The 23,710-nt window shown below is 63.1% G+C and carries 26 protein-coding genes, 1 tRNA gene and 1 pseudogene; 20 read left to right on the top strand and 8 right to left on the bottom strand.

Going from position 1 to position 23,710, the window contains the following annotated elements:
* Positions 1-164: 164 nt before the first annotated feature.
* Together FJ972_RS18015 and mgtE are read left to right on the top strand one after the other, a co-directional pair.
* Positions 165-2,069 (top strand): ABC transporter ATP-binding protein/permease, encoded by a 1,905-nt coding sequence (locus FJ972_RS18015; RefSeq protein WP_181168624.1) that lies wholly within the window; start codon positions 165-167, stop codon positions 2,067-2,069.
* A gap of 290 nt (positions 2,070-2,359) precedes the next feature.
* Positions 2,360-3,724: a magnesium transporter gene (gene mgtE, locus FJ972_RS18010; RefSeq protein WP_140525197.1), complete on the top strand. Its 1,365-nt coding sequence runs from the start codon at positions 2,360-2,362 to the stop codon at positions 3,722-3,724.
* Between the two features lie 52 nt (positions 3,725-3,776).
* On the opposite strand, the gene gor is transcribed toward mgtE, so the two are convergent.
* The 3 genes from gor to rpiA form a co-directional block, all read right to left on the bottom strand.
* Complete coding sequence (gene gor, locus FJ972_RS18005; RefSeq protein WP_140525198.1) at positions 3,777-5,168, bottom strand: glutathione-disulfide reductase; 1,392 nt, start codon at positions 5,166-5,168, stop codon at positions 3,777-3,779.
* 118 nt (positions 5,169-5,286) lie between these two features.
* Positions 5,287-5,883: a DUF2059 domain-containing protein gene (locus FJ972_RS18000; protein WP_140525199.1), complete on the bottom strand. Its 597-nt coding sequence runs from the start codon at positions 5,881-5,883 to the stop codon at positions 5,287-5,289.
* 21 nt (positions 5,884-5,904) lie between these two features.
* Entirely contained in the window at positions 5,905-6,600 is a 696-nt protein-coding gene (rpiA, locus tag FJ972_RS17995; protein WP_140498616.1) for a ribose-5-phosphate isomerase RpiA, read from the bottom strand.
* Positions 6,601-6,987: 387 nt separating this feature from the next.
* Here rpiA and FJ972_RS17990 point away from each other — a divergent pair, with 387 nt between their 5' ends.
* The 5 genes from FJ972_RS17990 (at position 6,988) to FJ972_RS17970 (ending at position 9,697) form a co-directional block, all read left to right on the top strand.
* The gene (locus tag FJ972_RS17990; RefSeq protein ID WP_140498617.1) at positions 6,988-7,671 is read left to right on the top strand and encodes a phosphoglycolate phosphatase; all 684 of its coding nucleotides are present in this window, start codon (positions 6,988-6,990) and stop codon (positions 7,669-7,671) included.
* A gap of 375 nt (positions 7,672-8,046) precedes the next feature.
* Positions 8,047-8,121: transfer RNA gene (locus tag FJ972_RS17985), tRNA-Val, on the top strand.
* 196 nt (positions 8,122-8,317) lie between these two features.
* Positions 8,318-8,491 carry a hypothetical protein gene (locus FJ972_RS17980; RefSeq protein ID WP_181165341.1) on the top strand — a complete coding sequence of 58 codons (174 nt, stop codon included), beginning with the start codon at positions 8,318-8,320 and terminating at the stop codon, positions 8,489-8,491.
* 305 nt (positions 8,492-8,796) lie between these two features.
* A complete protein-coding gene (locus FJ972_RS17975) occupies positions 8,797-9,054 on the top strand; it encodes a PepSY domain-containing protein (protein ID WP_140525200.1) in 258 nt (85 codons plus the stop codon).
* A 166-nt stretch (positions 9,055-9,220) separates the two neighbouring features.
* Positions 9,221-9,697 carry a hypothetical protein gene (locus FJ972_RS17970; RefSeq protein WP_140525201.1) on the top strand — a complete coding sequence of 159 codons (477 nt, stop codon included), beginning with the start codon at positions 9,221-9,223 and terminating at the stop codon, positions 9,695-9,697.
* A 4-nt stretch (positions 9,698-9,701) separates the two neighbouring features.
* On the opposite strand, the gene FJ972_RS17965 is transcribed toward FJ972_RS17970, so the two are convergent.
* Entirely contained in the window at positions 9,702-11,597 is a 1,896-nt protein-coding gene (locus FJ972_RS17965; RefSeq protein ID WP_140525202.1) for a L,D-transpeptidase family protein, read from the bottom strand.
* Positions 11,598-11,807: 210 nt separating this feature from the next.
* On the bottom strand, positions 11,808-12,554 hold the full coding sequence (locus FJ972_RS17960; protein WP_140525203.1) for an SDR family oxidoreductase: 747 nt from the start codon (positions 12,552-12,554) through the stop codon (positions 11,808-11,810).
* Between the two features lie 97 nt (positions 12,555-12,651).
* Between FJ972_RS17960 and FJ972_RS17955 the strand changes: the two genes are divergently transcribed.
* Together FJ972_RS17955 and FJ972_RS17950 are read left to right on the top strand one after the other, a co-directional pair.
* On the top strand, positions 12,652-13,266 hold the full coding sequence (locus FJ972_RS17955) for a TetR/AcrR family transcriptional regulator (RefSeq protein WP_140525204.1): 615 nt from the start codon (positions 12,652-12,654) through the stop codon (positions 13,264-13,266).
* A gap of 72 nt (positions 13,267-13,338) precedes the next feature.
* Positions 13,339-13,740, top strand: a complete 402-nt coding sequence (locus FJ972_RS17950; RefSeq protein WP_140498621.1) for a rhodanese-like domain-containing protein — start codon at positions 13,339-13,341, stop codon at positions 13,738-13,740.
* A gap of 7 nt (positions 13,741-13,747) precedes the next feature.
* Here FJ972_RS17950 and FJ972_RS17945 read toward each other — a convergent pair whose 3' ends face one another.
* Complete coding sequence (locus FJ972_RS17945; protein WP_140525205.1) at positions 13,748-14,659, bottom strand: alpha/beta hydrolase; 912 nt, start codon at positions 14,657-14,659, stop codon at positions 13,748-13,750.
* 47 nt (positions 14,660-14,706) lie between these two features.
* Between FJ972_RS17945 and FJ972_RS17940 the strand changes: the two genes are divergently transcribed.
* Positions 14,707-15,159, top strand: a complete 453-nt coding sequence (locus FJ972_RS17940) for a MarR family winged helix-turn-helix transcriptional regulator (RefSeq protein WP_140515387.1) — start codon at positions 14,707-14,709, stop codon at positions 15,157-15,159.
* 21 nt (positions 15,160-15,180) lie between these two features.
* On the opposite strand, the gene FJ972_RS17935 is transcribed toward FJ972_RS17940, so the two are convergent.
* Together FJ972_RS17935 and FJ972_RS17930 are read right to left on the bottom strand one after the other, a co-directional pair.
* Positions 15,181-15,792, bottom strand: a complete 612-nt coding sequence (locus FJ972_RS17935) for a pyridoxamine 5'-phosphate oxidase family protein (protein WP_140525206.1) — start codon at positions 15,790-15,792, stop codon at positions 15,181-15,183.
* Between the two features lie 63 nt (positions 15,793-15,855).
* Positions 15,856-16,209 carry a gamma-butyrobetaine hydroxylase-like domain-containing protein gene (locus FJ972_RS17930; protein WP_140525207.1) on the bottom strand — a complete coding sequence of 118 codons (354 nt, stop codon included), beginning with the start codon at positions 16,207-16,209 and terminating at the stop codon, positions 15,856-15,858.
* A 197-nt stretch (positions 16,210-16,406) separates the two neighbouring features.
* Between FJ972_RS17930 and moaA the strand changes: the two genes are divergently transcribed.
* The 10 genes and pseudogenes from moaA to FJ972_RS17880 all read left to right on the top strand — a co-directional run bounded on the left by moaA (position 16,407) and on the right by FJ972_RS17880 (position 23,705).
* Positions 16,407-17,402, top strand: a complete 996-nt coding sequence (gene moaA / locus FJ972_RS17925; protein ID WP_140525208.1) for a GTP 3',8-cyclase MoaA — start codon at positions 16,407-16,409, stop codon at positions 17,400-17,402.
* A gap of 54 nt (positions 17,403-17,456) precedes the next feature.
* Positions 17,457-17,930, top strand: coding sequence for a hypothetical protein (locus FJ972_RS17920; protein ID WP_140525209.1), 474 nt, complete (start codon positions 17,457-17,459; stop codon positions 17,928-17,930).
* Positions 17,931-18,047: 117 nt separating this feature from the next.
* Complete coding sequence (locus FJ972_RS17915) at positions 18,048-18,407, top strand: hypothetical protein (RefSeq protein WP_140525210.1); 360 nt, start codon at positions 18,048-18,050, stop codon at positions 18,405-18,407.
* A gap of 119 nt (positions 18,408-18,526) precedes the next feature.
* On the top strand, positions 18,527-19,447 hold the full coding sequence (locus tag FJ972_RS17910) for a DMT family transporter (protein ID WP_140498629.1): 921 nt from the start codon (positions 18,527-18,529) through the stop codon (positions 19,445-19,447).
* Between the two features lie 42 nt (positions 19,448-19,489).
* Positions 19,490-19,582 (top strand): annotated as a pseudogene (locus FJ972_RS30270) (molybdenum cofactor guanylyltransferase MobA); the annotation flags it as partial.
* A gap of 76 nt (positions 19,583-19,658) precedes the next feature.
* Complete coding sequence (gene mobB / locus FJ972_RS17900; RefSeq protein ID WP_140525211.1) at positions 19,659-20,168, top strand: molybdopterin-guanine dinucleotide biosynthesis protein B; 510 nt, start codon at positions 19,659-19,661, stop codon at positions 20,166-20,168.
* Positions 20,169-20,327: 159 nt separating this feature from the next.
* The gene (locus FJ972_RS17895; RefSeq protein ID WP_140498631.1) at positions 20,328-21,113 is read left to right on the top strand and encodes an ABC transporter substrate-binding protein; all 786 of its coding nucleotides are present in this window, start codon (positions 20,328-20,330) and stop codon (positions 21,111-21,113) included.
* 74 nt (positions 21,114-21,187) lie between these two features.
* Complete coding sequence (locus tag FJ972_RS17890; RefSeq protein WP_140525212.1) at positions 21,188-21,904, top strand: ABC transporter permease; 717 nt, start codon at positions 21,188-21,190, stop codon at positions 21,902-21,904.
* Positions 21,901-22,725 (top strand): ABC transporter permease, encoded by an 825-nt coding sequence (locus FJ972_RS17885; protein ID WP_140498633.1) that lies wholly within the window; start codon positions 21,901-21,903, stop codon positions 22,723-22,725. Before FJ972_RS17890 ends, FJ972_RS17885 begins: the two co-directional genes overlap by 4 nt.
* A 110-nt stretch (positions 22,726-22,835) precedes the next feature.
* Complete coding sequence (locus tag FJ972_RS17880) at positions 22,836-23,705, top strand: NAD(P)-dependent oxidoreductase (RefSeq protein WP_140498634.1); 870 nt, start codon at positions 22,836-22,838, stop codon at positions 23,703-23,705.
* The last annotated feature ends 5 nt before the right edge of the window (positions 23,706-23,710 follow it).

Genomic DNA, 23,710 nt, shown 5'->3' with positions numbered 1-23,710 from the left:
ATAAAAATTAATGGAAAATGATCAATTGGTGTTACCATCCGTAACAATACAAAAAAGGTTTGGGCGGGATTGTGATTCGGGTCGACAGACCACCGCAACTGTCAGGAACAGATGGACTACACAGCGATGCCGCAAGGCGGTCGCTTCTGACCCCGGTTTCCTCGATGCGCAGCTTCTGGGGCCTGATGCGGGCCTACTGGGTCTCGGACCGGTGGAAGGAGGCCTGGACGCTGACGCTGGTGATCGCGCTGCTCACCGCTCTGTCCAGCAAGGCCGGCGTCTGGTTCGCAGAAGCATCCGGGGAACTGGTCAACTCGATCGCCTTCTTCCACGACGCCGCCAACACCACCCCTCTCCAGACGCTTTTGGCCAATGCCGGTATTTTGGTGCTGCTGGTCGTGCTCAAGGACGCCGGCTTCACGGGCATCCGCAATCTCGTCTCAGCAACCTTGCACCGCAAATGGCGCGGTTGGCTCGACAGCCGTTTCAACGAGGCGCTGCTGGACGGCAACCACACCCATTTCCACGCCCAGCATGCCTCGACCGGCAATGGCGCGCCGGCCCCCGACAACATCGATCAGCGCGTCCAGGAATCGATCAAGGACATGACGGGCGGCGCCATCGGGCTGGCCATGGGTGTGCTGGGTGTCGCCACCTCGCTCTATTTCGTCGGCCAGAAGCTGCTCGAGACCTCCGTCGAGGTAAAGGGGCTCGAATTCCTCGGCAGCTATGGCAGCGCCATCCTCGCCCTCCTTGCCGTCGCCATCTATGTGCCGCTCAACACTTGGATCGCGGTAAAGCTCGGTGGCATGCTCGAGCGTCTCAATGTCAGGATGCAGCAGGCCGAAGGCAGTTACCGTGGCGAGCTGACGACATTCCTGCGCCGCAGCTTCCATGTCGCGGCCTCGCGCGGCGAAGGCGTGCAGAGGACCATGCATGGCCGCCTCTATGGCGATATTGACGGCACATGGACGCGGCTCAACATCGTCAACACCGTCTACATGTCGTTCGAGCTGATCTACAATTTCATCGGCGCCCGCATTGTCGCCTATGGACCGGGCCTTGTGCCGTTCATCCACAACGGCTTCGACCTGAAGGGCTACATAACCGGCTCCGAACTGGTCAATTCGCTGATCGGCCAATGTTCGTGGTTCATCCATGTCATGCCCGCCATCGCCACCCTGCGCGCCAACAGCCAGCGTGTCACCGAGTTGGCCAATGCGATCGAGAACGTTCAGCACCCCCAGGAATTCTACAGCCAGAGCGGCCGTTCCGACTTCCGCTACGCCAGCCAGAACCCGGTTTTCGGCTTGACCATCCAGAAGCTTGAACTGGCGCATCAGGGCGAGGACGCAACGCCTTTCCTCGTAGCGGCGAACCTGCGCTTCCGGCGCGGCGAATGGACCTTCCTGAAAGGCGAATCCGGCTGCGGCAAGACCTCGCTGATCAAGGCCATCAACGGCCTGTGGCCCTACGGCCGCGGCACCATCGTCTTCCCCGAAGGGGTGAAGAGTTTCTATGCAGCCCAGGAGGTCAAGCTGCAGCAGGTGACCCTGAAGCAGCTGGTCTGCCTGCCGGGCTCCGAGCACGACCATGGCGACGCGCAGGTCGCGTCCGCGCTGCACAAGGCGGGTCTGGGCGACTTCATCGAGAATATGGGCGACGAAAGCCGCGAAGGCAAAAGCTGGGATCAGGTCCTGTCCGGCGGTCAGAAACAGAAGCTGGTGGTGGCCCGCATCGTGCTCCATCAACCCGGGCTACTATTCCTGGACGAGGCGACCGGCGCACTCGATCCGGAGGGCAAGGTTGCCTTCCACCAGGCGATCAAGGACAACTGCCCCGATGTAACGGTGATCAGCGTCATGCATGAAGCGGTGGCGCCGCGATCGGTCACCGGCGCCGAGTTCTACCACTCGATCGTCGCGATCGCGGACGGCGTCGCCACCAAGAAGCCGCTGGTGCCGAGCCTGCCTCCCGAGCTCACCACCATTCTCGCACAGCCAGGGCCGGTGCCAAGGCCGGTCGACGACAAATGGCTGCGTTTTCCGCGCCGGCTGAAGCAGAAGTAGCCGGACTCGCCGCGGCATAGGCCGTCCAGCCATTTTACCGTTTCGGCGCGATACGCTTCAGCGATCACAGTCTCGCGACTGGGGCATGTTGCCCGCATTTTCCTCGATCACTTCGATTGACAGGGCAAGGCGAGCTCCTATGTTGCGCCCGCTCGCAGACATCAAACTCGAACCCGCGAGCGGAAAGGTCACCGCGCCATGCCTGGCGACAGTCACAGTCGAACGCAACCGCCGTCCGCCCTGACGTGACCTCGACGGTTCACGTCTTGCCGGACGGCAAGGAGTGAACCATGAACGATTTTTCCCCCGTAGCGGACGACGAGGCCGTCGCCATCGCCCGCATCCTTGCAAACGACCATGTCGCAGACGTGGTCGAAGCGCTCAACCGCGAGTCGCGCGAAACGGCGACCGAGCTGCTTTGCGAAGTGCCGTTCGAACGGCTGGTCGATATCTTCGACCAGCCGGAGCTCGAGGGCGCGCCAGAGCTGGCGGAGGCCTTGCCTCGCGCCAAGGCGGGCAAGCTGCTTACCGCCATGTCGGTCGATCGCGCTGCCGACATCCTGCGCGATCTTGACGAACCCGCCCGTTCCGAGCTGCTCGGCGTGCTGGCGCCGCCGCTGCGCGCAACCCTGCTCTCGATTCTCGGTTACCCCGAAGGCAGTGCCGCTTCGATCATGACGACGGAGTTCGTCAGCGTGCCCTCGGACTGGACCGTCGGCCGCACGCTCGACTACATCCGCAAGGTCGAGCGGACGCGCGAAACCGTCTACGCCATCTACATCGTCGATCCCCAGACGCATCTGCTCATGCGCTCGACCGGTCTGCGCCGGCTCATCACCGGCGAGCCTGACGATTCGATCCTGTCGGTGGCGCCGGACCGCGTGCCGGTGACCGTCACGCCTTTGACCGATCGCGAAACCCTGGCGCAGACGATTTCCAAATACGATCTGCTCGCCGTTCCCGTCGTCGATCACGGCAAGATCCTCGGCATCGTCACCATCGACGACATCATCGACACGATGATCGAGGAGACGACGGAGGACGTGCATCGCTTCGGCGGCATGGAGGCTCTCGACGAGCCCTACATGAAGATGAGCTTCCTCGCCATGATCCAGAAGCGCGCCGGCTGGCTGTGCGCGCTGTTCATCAGCGAGATGCTGACGGCCAACGCGATGCAGAGCTACGAGAGCGAGCTGGAAAAAGCGATCGTGCTGACGCTCTTCATTCCGCTGATCATGAGTTCCGGCGGCAATTCCGGCTCGCAGGCGACCTCGCTGGTCATACGCGCGCTGGCGTTGCGCGAGATCGGCCTGCGCGACTGGTGGCGGGTGGCGTTGCGCGAATTGCCCACCGGCCTCCTGCTCGGGGCGATACTCGGCGTCGTCGGCATCTGCCGCATCGCGCTCTGGCAGTATTTCGACTTCTACGACTACGGCCCGCACTGGCCGTTGATCGCCGCGACGGTCGGAGCGGCATTGGTCGGCATCGTCACCTTCGGCTCGCTGTCGGGCTCGATGTTGCCGTTCGCCTTGAAACGCATCGGCTTCGACCCGGCCAGCGCGTCGGCGCCATTTGTCGCCACGCTGGTCGATGTCACCGGGCTTGTCATCTATTTCTCGGTGGCGCAGGTGATCCTGCGCGGCACGTTGCTGTAGCAGCTCTCCTAGCTGCGTCGCGGCAAGCACCTTGCCGCGGCGCGTTTGTCCGTCAGTCTACGCGCTCGCCATCCTTCACTCGGTAAGTCGGCTTGTACATGGTCACAAGCTCTTCCGCGGCCGTCGGATGCACGGCCATGGTGCGGTCGAAATCATCCTTGACCAGCCCGGCCTTCAGCGGAATGGCGAGAAGCTGCGCCATCTCGCCGGCATCCGGCCCCAATATGTGCGCGCCGAGTACCTTCTTAGACGCGCCATCGACCACCAGCTTCATCAGCATTTTTTCGTCGCGGCCGGACAAGGTGTGCCGCATCGGACGGAATGCCGCGCGATAGATCTCGATGTCGGGGAAGCGCTTGACCGCCTCGTCTTCCGACAGGCCGACCGTGCCGATCTCCGGCTGCGAGAACACGGCGGTGGCGATCGTGTCGTGGTCGGGCGCGGTCGGGTTGCCCTTGAAGGCGGTCTCGACGAAGCACATCGCCTCGTGGATCGCCACCGGCGTCAGTTGCACGCGATTGGTGACGTCGCCGATCGCCCAGATGTTTTCGATGTTGGTGCGGGAGTACGCGTCGACCTGGATCGCGCCGGTCGCGGTCATCTCGATGCCGATGCCTTCCAGTCCCATATTCTCGGTGTTGGGGATGCGGCCGATGGCGAGCATCACCTGGTCGACCGTCAGCGTCTGGCCGCCGGTGAGCAACGCGTCGAGCCGGCCGTCCGGCCGTTTGCGGATCCATTCCGAGACGGCATGGCAAAGGATCTTGATCCCCTTCTTCTCCATCGTTTCGTGCAGCATGCGCCGCAGGTCCATATCGAAGCGACTGAGGATCTCCTTGCCGCGATAGACCAGCGTGGTGTCGACGCCCAGGCCATGGAAGATGTTGGCGAATTCGACCGCGATATAGCCGCCGCCTTCGATCATGATCGACTTGGGCAACTGCTCGAGGTCGAAGGCCTCGTTGGAGAAGATGCAGTATTCGTGGCCGGGCAGTGCCGGGTGCGGCGCCGGACGGCCGCCGGTGGCGATCAGGATCTGGTCGGCGGTGACGGTACGGTCCTCGTCCAGAAGATGCACCACATGCGGGTCGACGATCATGGCGCGCGTGTGAAAGGCCTCGCCGCCGGCGCCCTCGACGTTCCTCTTGTAGATCGCCTCCAGACGGCTGATCTCGCGGTCCTTGTTGGCGACCAGCGTGGGCCAGTCGAAACTGGCTTCCGGCACCGTCCAGCCATAGCCGGCGGCATCGGCGAAATGCTCGGGAAATTGCGAAGCATAGACATAGAGCTTCTTCGGTACGCAGCCTCTGATGACGCAGGTGCCGCCGAAGCGATATTCCTCGGCGATGCCGACGCGCTTGCCGAGCGCTGCGGCGACGCGCGCCGCCCTCACCCCGCCCGAACCGCCGCCGATAACGAAAAGATCGTAGTCGTAACCGGCCATTGCGCGGCTCCTTGAGCTTCGGAAAATGTGAGTGACAGGTAGGCCGCAAAGCATAAAAAGAAAAGCCCGGACGAGCCGGGCTTCACAGATGGCCGCAGGGCCGTTTGAAATGGCAGGATCAGTTCTGCGTGTCGTCGGCAGGGGCCGACCCGTCGGCGGGGGCGGCGCCATTCGCAGGCGCAGCCGCATCGGCAGGCGCTGCCGGCGCTTTCGCCTTGGCCGCCGCGGCCAACGTTTCGCCGACCTGCTGGGCGAGGTCACGAGCAAGCCCGTTCTGCCAGATATCGGCCGCTTTCACCAGGTCGCGCGTCACGGCCGGGCCGCTCTCGAGGAGCTTCTTGCCGGAGTCCGAATTGTAGAAGGTCGCGATGTCGTTGAGTTCCTGTTCGGAAAACACCTTCGCATAGGCAAGGGCTGCTTCCTTCTCCAGGTCGGCCCGGCGCGAGGCCAGCGCCAGGGCCTTCTCGCTGATCGTCTTGGCGATCAGCTCCTGCATGTCAGGGTTCTTCTGGATGAGCTGCGATTCGAGGGCGGCGGCGGCTTGCGGCAGGATGTTGTCGAACGGGTCGGTCGCATGGATCGCGGTGACCGCGGCACGCGCCGCCTTCAGGTGCGCTTCCGTGACGTCCTGCGAGAACGCTGGCGAAGAGAAGGCCAAAACGGCCGATGCCGCCAGAAGGACGGAAAAGCGGCGAACCCGGTTATGCAACATCATGGTCGATAGAACTCCCTGTTTTCAGGCGGCATGGACGGTTTGGATGCCATCGCCCCCGGCGATGATGGCCGCTGACGCCAGCCCGATGAAAAGACCGTGCTCGACCACGCCGGGAATGGCGTGGAGAGCATTCGATAGCGCTCTTGTATCCGGAATGCGGCCAAAAGATGCATCGAGGATAAAGTGGCCGCCGTCTGTAACAAAAGCCTGGCCGCCCGTCATCCTCAATGTAACCGGACCGGAAAGGCCGAGCCTTGCAGCCGCCTTGCCGATCGCGATTTCGGTTGCGCGCAGACCGAATGGGTTGACCTCGATGGGCAATGGGAAACGGCCGAGCGTCTCGACCATCTTGGACCGGTCGGCGATGACGATCATGCGAGCGGAAGCCGCCGCGACGATCTTCTCGCGCAGCAATGCGCCGCCGCCGCCCTTGATCAGCGTCAGCGCGGGGTCGACTTCGTCGGCGCCGTCCACGGTGAGATCGAGTTCCGGCGTCTCTTCCAGCGTCGACAGCGGCACGCCAAGTTCGCGGCACAGCGAGGCGGTGCGCTCGGACGTTGGCACGCCGATGATGGTCAGGCCCGTGGCCACCTTGTCGGCAAGCAGCCGCACGAACTCGTCGGCGGTGGTGCCGGTGCCGATGCCGAGCCGCATGCCGTCGGTGACATGGGCAAGGGCCGCCCGCGCGGCTTCGACCTTCAACTGTCTTGCATCCATGCCGCTTTTACCGCCCCGGAACCTGGTGTTTGCGGCTCCTACCATTTTTGCCGGTCCGGTCAAAGCCCTTGCAGCGGCGTAGGTTGATGACGTTCGGCCTCCCGTCAATGGTGTGCCCGCGCGGCCAGCGAGCGATGCGCGAGTAACGTTCATAGGAATTTTTTCTTATATGCCATTGACTGGGTGAAGGCAGTTATGCTACATATTTGCCTATGGTGCAGATTTGCGCCGGGACCCGCCGCACTGGCGGGTTTTTTCATGGCTGGCGGTTCGTCGCGAATGCCCGGTCCGGGGAGCTTGCTTGCCTGAACGAGCCTGCCCGGCGCTTGCCTTGACGCGCCGCAGCCTTTATCGCCTGCCCATTGCATAAACTGCCCAGGATGGATCATGACCCGCCCGATCATCGTGTTTGACCTCGACGGTACGCTGATCGACACAGCACCGGATTTGCTCGACAGCCTGAACCACAGCCTTGCCGCCAGCGCGCTCGCGGCCGTCGACGAAGCCGGCTTCAGGCGCTTCGTCGGCCATGGCGGCCGCGTGATGATCGAACGGGCGCACGCCGCGCAGCAACGGTCGCTCGATGTCGCCGAACACGACCGGCTGCTGAAACTGTTCCTCGACCACTACACCCTCAACATTCCCGGCAAGTCCCGCCCCTACCCCGGCGTCCTCGAGGCGATCGCCCGCTTCGAGAAGGCCGGCTACCTCCTGGCCGTCTGCACCAACAAATACGAGGCCAACTCGCTGGCGCTGATCGAGGCGCTCGGCCTGACCAAACACTTCGCGGCGATTGCCGGACAGGATACCTTCGCCTTCCGCAAACCCGATCCGCGCCACCTCACCGAAACCATCAAGCGCGCCGGCGGCGACCCGCACCGCGCTTTGATGGTCGGCGATTCGCAGACCGACATCGACACCGCGAAAGCCGCCGGCATCCCAGTGGTGGCCGTCGACTTCGGCTACACCGACCGCCACGTGCGCGAGTTCGAGCCCTCGGCGGTAATCTCGCATTTCGACGCGCTGACGCTGGACCTAGCTGAGCGGCTGATCGCCGCGGCGCAACATTGAACGGATAGCGGGCGGCCGGGACAGGTTCAATGACAGTTTCCTGTTTGCGGCGGATGCCTCTAATGATCGAAGTCGGCGCCGCCCCTCATCGCCCTGCCGGGCATTTCTCCCCGCACAGAGACGAGGAGAAGGGTCTGGCCGGAACGCTGGCGCCTCCATTGCAACGTTAAAAATTGGCGAAAACGGCGACACAGCCCCCTCTCCCCGTCTATACGGGGAGAGGATGCCGGCAGGCAGGTGAGGGGCGGCGCCGGCGCTTGAAAGAGTATGACGAAACCTGAAGCGATTGCCCCTTGTGAGAACGCCGGACACCGCCTTGACTTCCCGCACCGCCCTCCCTTATATCGCGGCTCGCTTGGCCTTCGGGCAACGAGCGGGCGATTAGCTCAGCGGGAGAGCACACCCTTCACACGGGTGGGGTCGCAGGTTCAATCCCTGCATCGCCCACCATCCAACTAAACTGATTTGTTGGATGACTAGGCCCCTCCACTTTGTCCAAAAAAGCTACTGGCGCGTAGGCCAAACAGCTTGGCGCCTCGCCCTTATTGATTTTGGGTTTCCGTCACCATCTGTCGGTTTGTTTGTATGCAAATCAGTTGGGCGACGCTATGGTAGCTTCCTCAACGTCAGATTCTCGGGGGAGAACATGGCAGAACACGCCGTTGAAATCGTCAGGGAAAAGTCGTGGTCGGTTCGCGTGACCGTCAATGGCGTCACCACCACCGTCCCATTCTCAGCCGAAAGCTATGCGCGCTCATACGCCGACGGTCAGGCGTTCCGGCTGGGTGTGCAGGTGGCAGAGCTTAAGCGGTCAGCCTGACGCGTGGGGGTTGAGAAGCCCTCCGAAAAATTGCAGGTAGGCGACGAAAGCCGGATCATGTGGGGCGACGGCGAGCGGGCTCGGCCCGTGCGGGCGAGCAGGTATTCGAGAATCGCGATCGATTCGACCATGATCATTCGCCGTCTTGTAGCGCCGGGACAAAGCCGGCGGGGTTGATTGCAAGAAAATCGGGAATTGCTCGAGGGCAGTCACAAAGCCGATGCATAGCCTGGCCATCCATCCCGCCTGGGGAACAAACCTCCCCATCACTGAGTTTCCCCCCTGTCGAAACTTGAGGGAAAACCATGACCAGATTTCTCGTGGCGACAAGCGTCGCCGTTCTTCTCGGCTCCGGCCCGGTTCTGGCGGCCGACGAAAAACCGCTGCCGCCGCCCAATGCCAAGAAATTGTCCGACATCATCGCCAAGGTCGAGCAGCGCGATGGCTTCCGCTATGTCAAGGAGGTCGACTGGGATGATGGCGCCTATACCGTCACCTACTACACCGCCGACAAGGCGAAGGTCGAAATCACCTATGATCCGGTGACAGCCGAACCCAGATAGCTTCGTCAGGGGAAACCTGCGGGACGGGCAACCCGTTCTACGATCCCTCCCGGCAATGATCACCGGTCCCATCTGAAAATGCCGAGCCTGCGGCGTGAGATGTGCCCGCCCTTGCGCCAATGCACCTTTGATGGCTGATTACAGCGGAGCTTCACGGGGGGTATGCATGGCGACGGCCAGGCATGTGTTGAAACGTATCTTGATGGTGCTTGCCGGCTATCTCGTCGCCGTGCTGGTCGGCCTGATCGCCGTTGTCGCGATCTATGCCGTGCTGAGCTCCCTACCCAATGCGCCCCGGTATTTCGACCTCATGGGCGTCTCGCCGATCGCGGCGCTGGTGGTGCCGCCGCTCGGCATGTTCATCTATTTCCTGACGATCGTGCTGACCGGGGTGCAGACATTGGTGTTCGCATTGATCGTCGAATGCTTCTCGTTGCGCGGCTTCTGGCTACACATGCTCTTCGGCGGTGCGGCGGCGGTCGGCGGCTTTGCCCTGATCTGGCCGAGCGCGCTCGAGGACATGGCGTCGGAGCGCTGGGCCGATATAGGCATCATCGCCGCTGCCGGCCTGGTCGCCGGGCTTGTCTACTGGCTGATCGCAGGGCGCGACTCCGGTTTCCGGCGACCGCTCTCGGCCCGCTGAATTCTCAGCTCGACGGCGAGCGTGCCGCTTCGGTGGCGTCCAGGGCCTGCTTCAACCGCGTGTCCCGGTCGTAGACGTCGTTGAAGTATTCGACCTTGCCGGACATGTCGGGCCATGCAGTGAAATAGGCGACGTAGACCGGGATTGTGCGCGTCACGCTCTCGGTCGAATGGCCGTGCTTCAGCTTCTCGGCGATATCGTCGACCGAGGTGCCCAGCACCGCAGCCGCCATGCCCCGCGGATCCTGCAGCCGCACGCAACCATGGCTGAGCGCGCGCATATCGCGCTGGAAGAACGACTTCTGCGGTGTGTCATGCATGTAGATGGCGTGCTTGTTGGGGAACAGGATCTTCAATTCGCCCAGCGCATTGGCCTCGCTCGGGAGTTGGCGCACGCTGTAGGGGATGTTCGCGCCATAGCCGCCCCAGTTGACCGCCGAGGACGGAATGCGCTTGCCGCGCGAATCGGTCACCTCATAGCCGGCCCGGTCGAGATAACCCGGATCGCTGCGCAATCTCGGCAGCATTTCGTTGACGATGATCGACTGCGGCACCCCCCAATAAGGATGGAAGTCGACCTGCTTGATCTGGTCGTAGAAGAAGGCGGTCTGGTTGGTGGTCCTGCCGATGACCGCACGGGTTTTCAGCTTTTCCTCGCCATTGTCGATGTAGCTCGCCGTGAAGGCCGGCTGGTTGATGAACACACGCGGGCTGCTGAGGTCGGATGGCAGCCAGCGCAGTTCTTCCAGCGCCACCTGTACCTTGAGCAGCCGGTCGGCCTTGGACGTTCCGGCCAGCGACGCGACGGTGCGCGGTCCGATGACGCCGTCGCCCTTCATGCCTGCTTTTTGCTGCACCGCCTTGATGACCGGGACCAGCTCAGGGAGGTAGACGTCGCTGGTGGCGAGCCGCGACAGCACTTCGCCGTAGGCGCCGCCCATCTCGTCGTCGAGATTGCGCGCGATCAGGCTCAGCAGCTTGGGAAGCTCGGGACTGGCTTCGCCCGGCTTCAGCAACAGCTTGGGATCGACGACGATCTCGTTTTCGGCGCTCGCTTGCAGCGACTCCAACTCGACGCGCAGCGCCTGGTACTCCGGGTTCTGCGGATGCCGCGATTCGAGATAGGTGCGCACTTCCTGGGTGTGCGCCAGCGTCTTCAAAACGCCTTCCATGTCGAGCGGCTTGGCGGGGAAATCATAGTAGCCGGTCATGCGGTTGGGTTCGACGCGGCCGCTTTGGGCATCATGGACATAGCGAAGCACGCGAGCCGACAGCGCCATTTCGAAGCGCACGAACTCCTTCAAACGTGCAGCGGCGTCACCAGTCGACGCAGCGGCGGTCGGCACGTCGACCGTGTAGTCGGACGGTGCCAGGCCGTAGCTCGCCGCCTCGCCAAGCACCCGCACCGCGTCCTGTGCGCGGCTGTTGGCGTTGGCTCCGGTCACCCAGATGAAATCCGGATTGGCCGAATAATAGGCGATCAGCGCCTTGGCGATATCCGGCTCCGCATAGAGCTCGTAGTCGCTCAGTCCGGCGATTGCCTCGCGAAAGGCGTTGCCGGTGGCTGAGGGCACGAAGGCGGCGTCCTGCGGCGTCGCCGGCTGCGGCGCTGCCGTAAGCGCCGAGAAGTCGACGCGCACGAGCTTGTCGGCTTTGTAGGTGTAGTAGGAAGGGCTGCTGATCTTCACGCTGCCGCCGCCACCACCGCCGGCGGATACGTTGGGGTTCGGCTTGCGCCTTGGTGGCGGAGGAGGAAACTCACCTCGCGGCTCGTGCCTTACGCCGCCGCCGAAAAGCATGTCGAAAAGCCCCTGCGCGCCTGCTTGCGGCGTTCCCAGGGCCAGCGTCGCCACGAGCGCTGCAAGCGGCAACGCGGTAGCTTTGTTTCCCGGCAATTTCATGGTCACCCGCTCCAGCCGCAACCGGCTCCGTTCCGCACGCTCGTGCGTCTTGCCCACCGCATGGCGGATGTAAGACGCGACTATACCGATTCATACCGATTTCGTTAAGCTTTCATAAATTTTGGGGCAGCTGTGGCAGAACGGTTTCACAACATCGTGACGGCCGGAGCGGACACAATCCGCTCCGGCCGTCGAAGCGGGCGGGCGACGTCAGGCGTTGGCGCCGCCATCGATGGTCAGCGCGGCGCCGGTCACGAAGCGCCCCTCGGGACCGGCGAGCCAGGCGACCATGCCGGCGACCTCATCGGCGTCGCCGAAACGCGGTGTGGCCATTTTTTCCCGCTGATGCTCGGCATGCGGACCGCTTGCCGGATTCATGTCGGTGTCCGTCGAGCCCGGATGGACGATATTGGCGGTAATGCCGCGCGCACCGAGGTCGCGTGCCAGGGCTTTGGTTAGTCCGACCAGCGCCGCCTTGCTCGCGGAATAGGCACTGAGGCTTGTGTCGGTCACACGCTCCGCCAGATTGCTGCCGATGGAGATAATCCTGCCGCCCTCGCCCATATGTGCCACCGCGGCCTTGGAGGCGACGAACGGCGCTCTCAGGTTGACCTCCATGGTTTCATCGAAGTCGGCGAGCGACAGGGTGTCGATGGGCGCGGCGCGCCAGATGCCCGCGCTGTTGACCAATATGTCGAGCCGTCCGAAGGCAGAAGCAACATCGTCGACCGCCCTCGCGACCGCCGCGGCGTCGCGGTTGTCGGCCTTGATGGCGATGGCGCGTCCGCCATTGGCCTCGATCTCGCCGACCACCGCACGGGCCTGCTCCTCGCCATTGACATAGGTCAGTGCCACGCTGGCGCCGTCTGCCGCCAGCTTGCGAGCGATCGCTGCGCCGATGCCGCGGCTGCCGCCGGTGACGAGCGCGGCCTTGCCGCTCAAACGATTCGGTGACATCGATTTCTCCTTTCTGTAATGATCGATACAGAAATAGATGTCAGGCTTGTTCGGCCCCGTCAACTGATTTATGTATCGATCAGCACAGAAAGAGATCATGCCGGAACGAGGACGCCCCCGCACCTTCGACAGAACCGCCGCCTTACGGCGCGCGATGGAGGTGTTTTGGGCCAAGGGTTATGAAGGCACGTCGATAAGCGACCTGACCGGGGCGATGGGCATCAATTCGCCAAGTCTCTACGCCGCCTTCGGCAGCAAGGAAGCGCTCTTCCTCGAGGCGACCGAGTTTTACACGCAGGCCGAAGGCACGGACATCTGGACCGCGCTGGACGAGGCGCCAACGGCACGTGAGGCGATCGAGGCTTTCCTGCGTCAGACCGCCAAGGCCTATTCGCAGACCGACCGCCCGCAAGGATGCCTGGTCACGCTCGGCGCGTTGCATCAGGACAGCTCGCGCGGCGCCATCTGCAACGACCTGCGCCGTCGGCGCGCCGAAAACCACGCAGCCTTGCAGAGGCGGTTGGAGCGTGGCGTGGCCGAGGGCGAATTGCCGAGGAGTTTCGACTGCGAAGCCGCCGCGACCTTTTTCGCGACGGTTCAACACGGCATGTCGATCCAGGCGCGCGACGGTGCTTCGCATGCGGCCCTGCTGGCAACCGTGGAGGGGGCAATGGCCGCCTGGAAGATGATAGCCGGTACCGACGCGGGATGACAAACGCCGGGCGTTGTGCTCGAAATCCGAACGGACGGAGCGCCAGTCTAAACGGGCCGGGAGGATCGGACGGTGAAAAAGGGTTATCGCGAACTGCTGGATGAGGCGAATGCCGAGATCGAAGTGCTTTCGCCCGAGGAAGCGGCAGCCCTGATCGAGGACGAAGGCACCATCTTTGTCGACCTGCGAGATCCTCGCGAGATTGAACGCGACGGCAGGATTCCCGGCGCCAAACATGTCACCCGTGGCATGCTGGAATTCTGGATCGATCCCGAGAGCCCTTATCACAAGCCGTTCTTCGCTTCGGGAAAGAGCTTCGTGTTCTTCTGCGCCGGCGGCTGGCGTTCGGCGCTCGCCACCAAGACCGCGCAGGACATGGGGCTGTCGCGGGTCAAGCATATCCTTGGCGGCTACACCGCCTGGAAGGCGGCCGGACTGCCGGTGGAACCCGGCGAGAAGAAGAAACAGCCCTGATTGCGGTTCAATGGAGCAGCGACGGCTCCCGTTGCGCGGCCACGAAGCTGACGGCGCGTTCCACCACGCCCTTGTCCGCCAGGATGCGGCGATGGCCGAGCCCTTCGGCCCAGTGGAGCAACACATGGTCACCGGCGCCGGCATAACGCCAGGCATGATCGGCCGAGACTTCGCGATCGTCGGGTGCGTGGATGACCAACGTCGGCACCGGCGCCTGGGCAAGCTGCCGATCGCCGGTGAATTCGTGCAGCGGCCGGCCGGAAAGATATTCGACACGGTCCGCCATGGCGGCCTGCGAGCGCGGACCGACATTGAGCATGCGGCTGAAGTCGGCGAAGATGGCCGGCAGTGAACTGGGCGCGGCGATCAGCACCAGGCGCCCGGCCGCCAGCGGCGCAATGTTCCTGATCGATCCGGCGATTGCATTGGCGGCGACGGCGCCGCCGAAGGAATGACCGACCACCGCCGCGAACGGGCCGAACCATTCGCCCGCGATTCGCACCGCATCCACGGCATTGACCATGTTCAACCGCCGGCCATGCGATTGGCCGTGGCCGGGAAGGTCGAGCGAGACGACCCTGTAGCCGGCGGCGCGGTAGCCCTCGATCAGCATGCGCATATATTCGGTGCGCGAGCGCCACCCATGAACGACGAGAACCGTTCCGGCGGACGCCCTGCCTGGCTCCGGACGGAATTCATGCACCATGACGCAGCCGGACCCGGCTTTCAGCCGGTGATGCCGCGCTTCGGCCATGAAATCTGCCGCGCGGTCGACGGCACGGCGTTCGCCCTCGCTCAGCACCCTGGCGTTCGGCGTACGGCAGAACAGCTCGAATGCGGCGCGCCCGGTGAGGCGGGGGGCGACATGTTCGGCGGCCCCGAATACACCCCGGATGACCTTCAGTCCGAATGATGCCATAGTGGGAATCCATCCATACGTTCAAGCATGAACATAATAGTTCAAAGATGAACAATAAACAAGAGCTGCCCTGGGACAACCCGCGGTTTCGCAACTGGGTCGCGGTTGCGCGCGCCTGCCATGTGCTGGAGCGCACGCTTGCCGTGAAGCTCGCTCCGCTCGATCTGAAACCCGCGCAGCTCGATGTTTTGATGAATCTCTACCGCCATCCCGGCATGTCGCAGCACGATCTCGCCCGCAAGCTGCTCGTCGGCCGCTCCAACATCACCATGCTGTTGCCGCAGCTCGAGGCTCGCGGCCTGCTGCGCCGCGAAGGCGACGAGAAGGACAAGCGCATCCTGCGGCTGGCCCTCACCGAAGCCGGCGAGGCGCTGCTGATGCAGGCGCTGAAGGTGCACATGGCGCTGATCGAGAAAGCGATGAGCCAGTCGACGCCGGAGCAGTGCGACATGATCGGCGAGCAGATGCGCAAGATCCACGAGGTGTTGAAGGACGCCTGACCGCCATTGCGGTCCGGCGGATCACCACATCGTCTTTTTTGCCCGCTCCGGCCATTCCTTGTCATAGGTTTCGCCGTCGATGTTCCTGCGGCTGGTGATCTCCAGGATCTTTCCTGGCGTCGGCAGGGACTTCGGATCGACATGCCTTTCCGGGTTCCACAGTTCCGACCGCACGATGGCGCGGGCGCATTGGAAATAGACCGTATCGACATCGATGACGGTCACCGAGCGTGCCGGCCTGCCGTCGACCGTGAACGACGCGCAAAGCGCGGCATCCGTGGTGATGTGCGCGCGGCCGTTGATGCGCAGCGTCGTGCCGGAGCCCGGCACCAGGAACAGCAGCCCGACGCGGGGATCGCGAATAATGTTCTTCAGCGAATCGGCGCGGTTGTTGCCGCGCCGGTCCGGCATCATCAGGGTTTTCGGATCGACAATGCGCACGAAGCCGGCGAGATCGCCGCGCGGCGAGCAATCCAGCCCTTCCGGCCCGCTGGTCGCCAGCGCGACGAAGGGCGAGGCCTCGATGAAGGCGGCGTATTCGGGAATGACGTGGTCGAGTTCCTTGACCACCGAGGCTTCGCCGGGCAGGCCATAGAGCGTTTCAAGCTGTTCGACTGTGGTTATGATGGACATTGTCTCGTCTTCCGATCCGCCGCCCCTACTCCCGCTCCATGACATCTTGACGACGCCCGCCGGCTAACGGTCGCGGCTGAGACCCTTTTGCGCAAGCTCGGCAAGGTAGGCGTTCCAGCGCGCGTCCTTCTCGTGGCCTAGCGTGCGCAGGTAATTCCAGGTGAAGATCCCGGTGTCGTGGAAATCGTCGAAGGTGATGCGCACCGCGTAGTTGCCGACCGGTTCAATTTTGAGGATGGCGACATCGCGTTTGCCGGGAACGGTCACCCGCTGGTCCGGCGAATGGCCCTGCACCTCGGCCGACGGCGAGGCGACGCGCAGCAGCTCGGCCGGCAGCTCGAATGGCTGGTGGCCGGGAAAGGTCACGGAGAGCAGTTTGCGGTCTTTGGAGACCCGCAGTTCCTTCGGCGCCGTCATGGTGTTTTTCCGTTTCGAACCACCCTTCCCTACGCCGCTTCGCCGGATTGGAAAAGCCCGTACCAGACAGCCGACATCCGGTGTCGGTCGGGGAATGTTACCAAAGATCGAGAGCGGCTATCTTGAACGACAGGCCGGATCGTATCACATAGCGATATATAACGCCGTCGTTCACAGCCACGGGAAACGCTTCACGCATGGACATGATCGATCCTTTCGGCCGCACGATCAGCTACCTGCGCGTGTCGGTCACCGACCGCTGCGATTTCCGCTGCACCTATTGCATGGCCGAGGACATGGCTTTCCTGCCCAAGAAGGACCTGCTGTCGCTCGAGGAACTCGACCGGCTGTGCAGCGTCTTCATCGCAAAAGGCGTGGGCAAATTGCGTCTCACCGGCGGCGAGCCGCTGGTGCGCAAGAACATCATGCACCTGGTCCGCCAGCTGTCGCGTCATCTCGAAAGCGGCGCGCTGGAAGAACTGACGCTGACCACCAACGGCTCGCAGCTTTCGCGTTTTGCTGCCGAGCTCGCCGATTGCGGCGTCAAGCGCATCAATGTTTCGCTCGACACGCTTGATGCCGACAAGTTCCACGCAATCACCCGCTGGGGCCATCTCGGCAAGGTCATGGCCGGCATCGATGCGGCGCAGGCGGCGGGGCTGAAGATAAAGCTCAACGCCGTGGCGCTGAAGGATTTCAACGACGCCGAATTGCCTGAGATGATGCGCTGGGCGCATGGCCGCGGCATGGACCTGACCGTCATCGAAACCATGCCGATGGGCGAGATCGACGCCGACCGCACCGACCAGTACCTGCCGCTGTCGCTGCTGCGCGCCTCGCTGGAGCGCCAGTTCACGCTGACAGACGTCCCGTTCAAGACCGGCGGTCCGGCCCGCTATGTCCATGTCGCGGAAACCGGTGGCCGGCTCGGCTTCATCACGCCGATGACCCATAATTTTTGCGAGAGCTGCAACCGCGTCCGGCTGACCTGCACCGGCACGCTCTTTATGTGCCTCGGCCAGGAGGATGCCGCCGATCTCAGGGAACCGTTGCGCGCGTCCGAAGGCAACGATCTGGTCGGCGCGGCGATCGACGAGGCGATCGGGCGCAAGCCGAAGGGGCATGATTTCATCATCGACCGCCGCACCAGCCGCCCCTCCGTGTCGCGGCATATGAGCGTCACCGGCGGCTGATTTTCCCACGGATCTGGTGCAGGATCGCTTCCGGCTGACTGCTGGAGGAATGGAATGAAGTGCGCGCGCTCGGTATTGGCATTCGTTGCGGCGATCGCGGCAATCCCGTCGGCTGCCGCTCCTTTCACCTACACCAACGAGCGATTCGGCACGGTCTGCACCTTTCCCGATGATGTTTTCACCGACCGCCAGCCCGAACCGGACAATGGCGACGGCCAGCAATGGCTCGCGCCCGACGGCGCCAGCCTGATCTGTTCCGGCATCCTGAATATCGACGACGACACGCCGAAGCGCTTCGTCGAGGCCGAGAAAGCCAGCATGGAGGCGGGTTACAAGGTTACCTACAGCAGGACGGGAAAGAACTGGGCCGTGCTTTCGGGACTGAAGGCCGGGAACATCTTTTATGAGCGCCGCCTGTTCGGCAAGAACGGCGTCATCCGCACCGTCTGGATCGAATATCCGCCGGCCGTGAAGTCGAAATACGACCCGCTGGTCGGCGCCATCGCCGCCAGTCTTGAGGAACCGTGACTATTGCGGCCATGCCGCAATAAATCCCCACCGGCGGATGCCGCCTGATTTACCCCAGCCGTTTTCGCGCCTAGCCTTCCATCCGGTAGCGGCTTTCGCTCCGTGGGGGAAAACATTATGCGCAAGTTCATCTTTTCTGTTGCCTTGCTCGGCCTCGCCGCCATGCCGGCGGCGGCGCAATCCATCGGCGGCACTTACGATGTCGCCGGCACCAATTTCGATGGTTCGGCCTATGGCGGCGAAGCAACCATCACGCTGACAAGCGGCACGACCTGCACGATCCATTGGGAAACCGGCGGCTCGTCCTCGGACGGCATCTGCATGCGCAACGACAACGCCTTCTCGGCCGGCTATGTCCTGGGCAAGGAGATCGGCCTTGTCGTCTACAAGATGGATGACGACGGCTCGCTGCACGGCCTCTGGACGATCGCCGGCAAAAACGGCAGCGGCACCGAGGTGCTGACGCCGAAGAAGTAAGGCCGGCCATCCGCGGTTGAAATTCTGGGCCGCGATCAAGGCCGTGGCCCAGCCCTTTGTCGTTGCTGTTTCGGTCCCGGCTGCTACAGGCTTTTTTCAAAGCAGAACCGGTAGAGATCTTGCCCCTTTCTCCCAATCTTCGCGGTGCGTTGTTCATGGTGGTGGCGATGGCCGGCTTCACCCTCAATGACGCCATCACCAAATATTCGTCGCAGTCGATGAACATGGCGCAGGTCATGCTGATCAGAGGCGCATTTGCCTCGCTCTTCGTCGGCCTGCTTGCCTGGCAGCGCGGCGCGCTGGTCCGTCCGCGCTCGATGCTGCAGCCGCTGGTGGCACTGCGCGTCCTTGCCGAGGCCGGCGCGACGGTGACCTTCCTGGTCGCGCTTGCCCATTTGCCGATCGCCAGCGTCTCGGCCGTCCTGCAGGCACTGCCGCTGGCCGTGACAATGGGCGCGGCCCTTGTCTTGGGCGAGGCGGTCGGCTGGCGCCGCTGGCTGGCGATCGCCGTTGGATTTGCCGGCGTGCTGGTCGTGGTGCGCCCGGGCTTCGAGGGGTTCAGCATGTTTTCGCTCGTGGCGCTGGCCAGCGTCGCCTGCTGCGCAGTGCGCGACCTCGCCACCAAGCGGATTCCGCAGGCTATCCCCACGCTGCTCGTCTCCACCGCAACGGCATTGGCCATGACCATGGTCGGCGCGCTGCTGCTGTCGCCGATGGGCGGCTGGACACCGATGACGGGAAAAGCCACTGCGCTGCTGGCGCTCGCAGCGGTGCTGGTGCTCATCGGCTATCAATTCATCATCATGGCGATGCGCTCGGGCGAGATTTCCTTCATAGCGCCGTTCCGCTATACGGCGCTGCTCTGGTCCATTGTGCTCGGCCTGCTGGTCTTCGGCGATGTCCCCGACATGACAATGATCATCGGCGCCAGCACAATCGTGGGCTCCGGCCTTTACGCGCTTTATCGTGAGCGCGTCGTCGGCCGGCGCAGGATCGTCGCGGAAAGCACTGGTCCTGCCATGGCCCCGGACGGCATATAAGAGGCTCGCGGGGAATTTTCGCGAAGGCGCACGGGCTCGATGATGGTGAGAGATATTGCGGGATTGATGCTGGCCGGCGTTCAATCCAGACGCAGGGGCGGCGGCGACAAGACCTTGCTGCGGCTCGAAAGCGGCTGGCCACGGCGGCCGATCAACATCAACATGCCCGACGATCTTGCCAAGGCGGCGCGGTTGCTGCAGAGCATCTGAGATGAACAAGCGCCTCTTCGGCATCACCGGCTGGAAGAACTCCGGCAAGACGACCCTGACTGAGAAACTGGTCGCGGAACTCGTTGGGCGCGGCTGGACGGTTTCGACCGTAAAGCACGCCCATCATGATTTCGACATCGACAAGCCGGGCGCGGACAGCTTTCGCCACCGGCAGGCAGGAGCCATGGAAGTCGCCATCGTCTCCGCCAATCGCTGGGCGCTGATGCACGAATTGCGCGGCGAGGATGAGCCGGCGCTGGAAGCGATCCTGTCGCGGCTTGCGCCGTCCGACATCGTGCTGGTCGAAGGCTACAAGCGCGAAGCCCACCGCAAGATCGAAACCCGGCGCCTGGAGGCGAAGGACCGGACGCCGCTTTCGGCGGGTGACCCCGGGATCGTTGCCATTGCGGCCGACTTCGCCATCGAGGACAAAAGCCTGCCGGTGTTCGATCTCGACGACGTGAAATCGATAGCCGACTTCGTCGAGCGCGCGACCGGCCTCGTTGCTTGAGAAGTAACGTAACGGCAGAAGGACATTGCCGATTTTCGTGGTTTTGCAGTTGCTTTTTTCTTGGAAAGAGTGGGAGTATCGGGCCAGCGGGCGGTCAAAAGCACCGCCCCCACAGAGCCGTTTCGGAACGACGGCCGGGACCATAAAGAGAGGATCATTATGCGTATTGCACTGCGTATCGCGCTCGCCGCTTCGGCCGCGCTGCTGACGCTCGGCGTAGCCCAGGCCCAGGAAAAGACCCTGAGGATCGGCACCGAGGGCGCCTACCCGCCCTTCAACAACCTGACTTCCGATGGCAAGCTCGTCGGTTTCGACATCGACATCGCCCAGGCGCTCTGCGATGAGATGAAGGTCAAGTGCACCTTCGTTGCCCAGGATTGGGACGGCATCATCCCGGCGCTGCAGGCGGGCAAGTTCGACGCCATCGTGGCATCAATGTCGATCACGCCGGAGCGTGCCGAGAAGGTCGACTTCACTCACAAATACTACAACACGCCCTCGGCGCTCGCCGTGCCGAAGGATTCGACGCTGAAGGGCGTGACCAAGGAGGACCTCGCCGGCAAGAGTATCGGCGTGGCCACCACGACGACCCATTTCAACTATGCCTCGAAGACCTACACCGACAGCACGATCAAGGGTTATCCGAGCAGCCCCGAGGAACAGGCGGATCTGGCCAACGGCCGCCTCGACGCCATCGAGGATGATATCGTGGTGCTGCAGCAGTGGCTGGATTCGCCTGACGGTGCCTGCTGCAAGATCCTCGGCCAGCCCTCGCCGCAGCCGGTCGAGATTTTCGGACCTGGCGCGGGCATTGCGGTGCGCAAGGGCGAGACCGATCTGGTCAACAAGCTGAATTCCGCCATCGACGCCATCAGGGCCAACGGAAAATACAAGGAAATCAACGACAAGTACTTCAAGTTCGACGTCTACGGCGCCGAGTCCTGATAATCACCTCCAAGGGCGGCAGGGTCTCCCTGCCGCCTTACCCGATCTGGGAGCTCTGGAGATAACACCACTCGATGCCAGCCCAAAGCATATGGACACTTCTCAGTTGGGGACCCAATGGCTGGCTTGACGATATCGCCTATGGCGCGGTGGTCACCATCGCGCTGGCGCTCGCCACGCTTCCGATCGGCCTGACGATCGGCTTTTTCATTGCCTGGGCAAAGCAATCCGAAGAGCCTTCGCTGCGGCTGGCCGCGAACATTTACACCACCATGTTTCGCGGCCTTCCGGAGCTGGTGACGCTCTTCCTGTTCTTCTTCGGCATGCCCATCCTGCTGCAATACATCATCCGCTTCTTCAGGCCCGAGGCGACGATCGATGTCGACAGCTTCATCGCCGGCATGATCGTGCTCTCGCTGATCTTCTCTTCCTATGCCAGCGAGGTATTCCTTTCGGCCTTTCGCGCCATTCCGAAGGGCCAGTATGAGGGCGGCTATGCGATCGGTCTGTCGAAGTGGCTGACCATGCGCAAGGTGATCCTGCCTCAATTGCTGCGCATCGCCTTCCCCGGTCTCGAGAATTGCTGGCTCAGCCTGCTCAAGGACACAGCCCTGGTCTCGGTCGTCAACCTCGCCGAGACCTTGCGCAATGCGGGCGTCGCGGCGCGCGTCACCAAACATTCGTTCCTGTTCTACAGCGTCGCGGCGCTGGTCTTTCTCATCCTGGCAATCCTGTCTTCGATCGCCACCGGCTTCATCTTGCGGTCGCTCGGACAGAGGGAAGCGCGATGAGCGTCACCGACACCATTGCCGTCGATCGGCCGCCGCCGCCGGCGCGCGGCTGGCCGCGTGCCCGTATCGTGGGATACGCACTCGTCGGCCTCTGGATCCTCTTCGGCTTCGGTATACTGGCCTATCTGGTCTCCGCGTGGAACGGCGAGTTCTTCGCACGATATGCGCCGGCCTATCTGCAGGGACTTGGAACCACCCTGTCGCTGGTGGCGGTGTCGATGGTGGCCGGCGCCATCCTGTCGCTGCCCGTCACCTATGGCCGCATGTCGAACAACCGGTTGCTGTCGTGGCCTGCCTATTGCTACGTCTATTTCTTCCGCGGCACACCGCTGCTCGTCCAGGTCTATCTGGTCTATTACGGGGTCGGTTCTTTCCGCGTGCAGCTCGAGTCGGTCGGGCTATGGTGGTTCTTCCGCGATGCCTTCAACTGCGGCGTGTTCGCCTTTGCGCTTAACACGGCCGCCTATCAGGCCGAAATCCTGCGCGGCGCCATTGAGAGCGTTCCAAGGGGCCAGTGGGAAGGCGCCGCTTCGCTCGGCCTGCACAAGTTACAGACGCTGCGCAAGGTCATTCTGCCCCAGGCGATCATCGTGGCCTTGCGACCCTACGGCAATGAACTCGTTCTGATGATCAAGGCCTCCGCGATCGTCGCCATCATCACCGTCTACGACCTGATGGGCAATGCGAAACTCGCCTACGCCAAGTCCTTCGACTTCCAGGCCTATGTCTGGGTGGCGATCGTTTATCTGGTGATGGTCGAGATCCTGCGCCACGGGGTCGAATGGATCGAGCGCCGGATCACCATTCACCTGAAACGGTAAGCCTACCTGATCTGTGCCAGTCGATGGCGCGGCGCGCGCCTTGACGAATCCGCCGCATGGCCTAGACCTTCCGCAACTGCAATCTTTGCTCCCGTCGGAAGGAACAAGCCATGGCATCGGTGGCATTTCTCGGTCTTGGCGTCATGGGCTACCCCATGGCCGCGCATCTGAAGAACAAGGGCGGCCATGACGTCACCGTCTACAACCGCACCGGGGCAAAGGCGGAGCAATGGGTCGCCCAGCACGGCGGCGCTCTCGCCCTGACGCCGGCGCAGGCTGCCGAAGGCAAGGACTTTGTTTTCTCGTGCGTGGGCAATGACGACGATCTGCGTTCGGTGACGACGGCAAAGGACGGTGCCTTTCAGGCCATGAAAAAGGGCGCCGTCTACATCGACAACACCACGGCATCGGCCGAGGTCGCGCGCGAATTGGCCGAGACCGCACAGGAGCGCGGCTTCTCGTTCCTGGACGCGCCGGTCTCCGGCGGCCAGGCCGGCGCCGAAAACGGCATTCTGACCGTCATGGTCGGCGGCGACCAGGCAGCCTTCGACAAAGCCAGGCCCGTCATCGACGCCTATGCCCGGATGGTCGGGCTTATGGGACCGGCAGGCGCCGGCCAGCTCACCAAGATGATCAACCAAATCTGCATCGCCGGGCTGGTGCAGGGACTGTCCGAAGGCATCCATTTCGGCAGGAAAGCCGGGCTCGACATCGAGAAGGTCATCGATGTGATCTCCAAGGGCGCAGCGGGCTCGTGGCAGATGGAGAACCGGCACAAGACGATGAATGCAGGCAAATACGACTTCGGCTTCGCGGTCGACTGGATGCGCAAGGATCTCGGCATCTGCCTTGATGAAGCCGACCGCAACGGGGCCAGACTGCCCGTGACGGCGCTCGTCGACCAGTTCTATAAGGACGTCCAGGCGATGGGCGGCAGGCGCTGGGACACATCCTCACTGCTGGCGAGGCTGGAAAAGTAGAACGC

The sequence above is a fragment of the Mesorhizobium sp. B2-1-1 genome (genome assembly GCF_006442975.2).
Taxonomy (GTDB): Bacteria; Pseudomonadota; Alphaproteobacteria; order Rhizobiales; family Rhizobiaceae; genus Mesorhizobium.
This window is presented reverse-complemented; position numbering and strand designations above follow the sequence as displayed.

What these genes read in the sequence shown, in the direction of transcription:
- FJ972_RS18015 (WP_181168624.1), top strand. Translation starts at nt 165, where the DNA reads ATGCGCAGCTTCTGGGGCCTGATGCGGGCCTACTGGGTCTCGGACCGG.
- mgtE (WP_140525197.1), top strand. Translation starts at nt 2,360, where the DNA reads ATGAACGATTTTTCCCCCGTAGCGGACGACGAGGCCGTCGCCATCGCC.
- gor (WP_140525198.1), bottom strand. Translation starts at nt 5,168, where the DNA reads ATGGCCGGTTACGACTACGATCTTTTCGTTATCGGCGGCGGTTCGGGC.
- FJ972_RS18000 (WP_140525199.1), bottom strand. Translation starts at nt 5,883, where the DNA reads ATGATGTTGCATAACCGGGTTCGCCGCTTTTCCGTCCTTCTGGCGGCA.
- rpiA (WP_140498616.1), bottom strand. Translation starts at nt 6,600, where the DNA reads ATGGATGCAAGACAGTTGAAGGTCGAAGCCGCGCGGGCGGCCCTTGCC.
- FJ972_RS17990 (WP_140498617.1), top strand. Translation starts at nt 6,988, where the DNA reads ATGACCCGCCCGATCATCGTGTTTGACCTCGACGGTACGCTGATCGAC.
- FJ972_RS17980 (WP_181165341.1), top strand. Translation starts at nt 8,318, where the DNA reads ATGGCAGAACACGCCGTTGAAATCGTCAGGGAAAAGTCGTGGTCGGTT.
- FJ972_RS17975 (WP_140525200.1), top strand. Translation starts at nt 8,797, where the DNA reads ATGACCAGATTTCTCGTGGCGACAAGCGTCGCCGTTCTTCTCGGCTCC.
- FJ972_RS17970 (WP_140525201.1), top strand. Translation starts at nt 9,221, where the DNA reads ATGGCGACGGCCAGGCATGTGTTGAAACGTATCTTGATGGTGCTTGCC.
- FJ972_RS17965 (WP_140525202.1), bottom strand. Translation starts at nt 11,597, where the DNA reads ATGAAATTGCCGGGAAACAAAGCTACCGCGTTGCCGCTTGCAGCGCTC.
- FJ972_RS17960 (WP_140525203.1), bottom strand. Translation starts at nt 12,554, where the DNA reads ATGTCACCGAATCGTTTGAGCGGCAAGGCCGCGCTCGTCACCGGCGGC.
- FJ972_RS17955 (WP_140525204.1), top strand. Translation starts at nt 12,652, where the DNA reads ATGCCGGAACGAGGACGCCCCCGCACCTTCGACAGAACCGCCGCCTTA.
- FJ972_RS17945 (WP_140525205.1), bottom strand. Translation starts at nt 14,659, where the DNA reads ATGGCATCATTCGGACTGAAGGTCATCCGGGGTGTATTCGGGGCCGCC.
- FJ972_RS17940 (WP_140515387.1), top strand. Translation starts at nt 14,707, where the DNA reads ATGAACAATAAACAAGAGCTGCCCTGGGACAACCCGCGGTTTCGCAAC.
- FJ972_RS17935 (WP_140525206.1), bottom strand. Translation starts at nt 15,792, where the DNA reads ATGTCCATCATAACCACAGTCGAACAGCTTGAAACGCTCTATGGCCTG.
- FJ972_RS17930 (WP_140525207.1), bottom strand. Translation starts at nt 16,209, where the DNA reads ATGACGGCGCCGAAGGAACTGCGGGTCTCCAAAGACCGCAAACTGCTC.
- moaA (WP_140525208.1), top strand. Translation starts at nt 16,407, where the DNA reads ATGGACATGATCGATCCTTTCGGCCGCACGATCAGCTACCTGCGCGTG.
- FJ972_RS17920 (WP_140525209.1), top strand. Translation starts at nt 17,457, where the DNA reads ATGAAGTGCGCGCGCTCGGTATTGGCATTCGTTGCGGCGATCGCGGCA.
- FJ972_RS17915 (WP_140525210.1), top strand. Translation starts at nt 18,048, where the DNA reads ATGCGCAAGTTCATCTTTTCTGTTGCCTTGCTCGGCCTCGCCGCCATG.
- mobB (WP_140525211.1), top strand. Translation starts at nt 19,659, where the DNA reads ATGAACAAGCGCCTCTTCGGCATCACCGGCTGGAAGAACTCCGGCAAG.
- FJ972_RS17895 (WP_140498631.1), top strand. Translation starts at nt 20,328, where the DNA reads ATGCGTATTGCACTGCGTATCGCGCTCGCCGCTTCGGCCGCGCTGCTG.
- FJ972_RS17890 (WP_140525212.1), top strand. Translation starts at nt 21,188, where the DNA reads ATGCCAGCCCAAAGCATATGGACACTTCTCAGTTGGGGACCCAATGGC.
- FJ972_RS17885 (WP_140498633.1), top strand. Translation starts at nt 21,901, where the DNA reads ATGAGCGTCACCGACACCATTGCCGTCGATCGGCCGCCGCCGCCGGCG.
- FJ972_RS17880 (WP_140498634.1), top strand. Translation starts at nt 22,836, where the DNA reads ATGGCATCGGTGGCATTTCTCGGTCTTGGCGTCATGGGCTACCCCATG.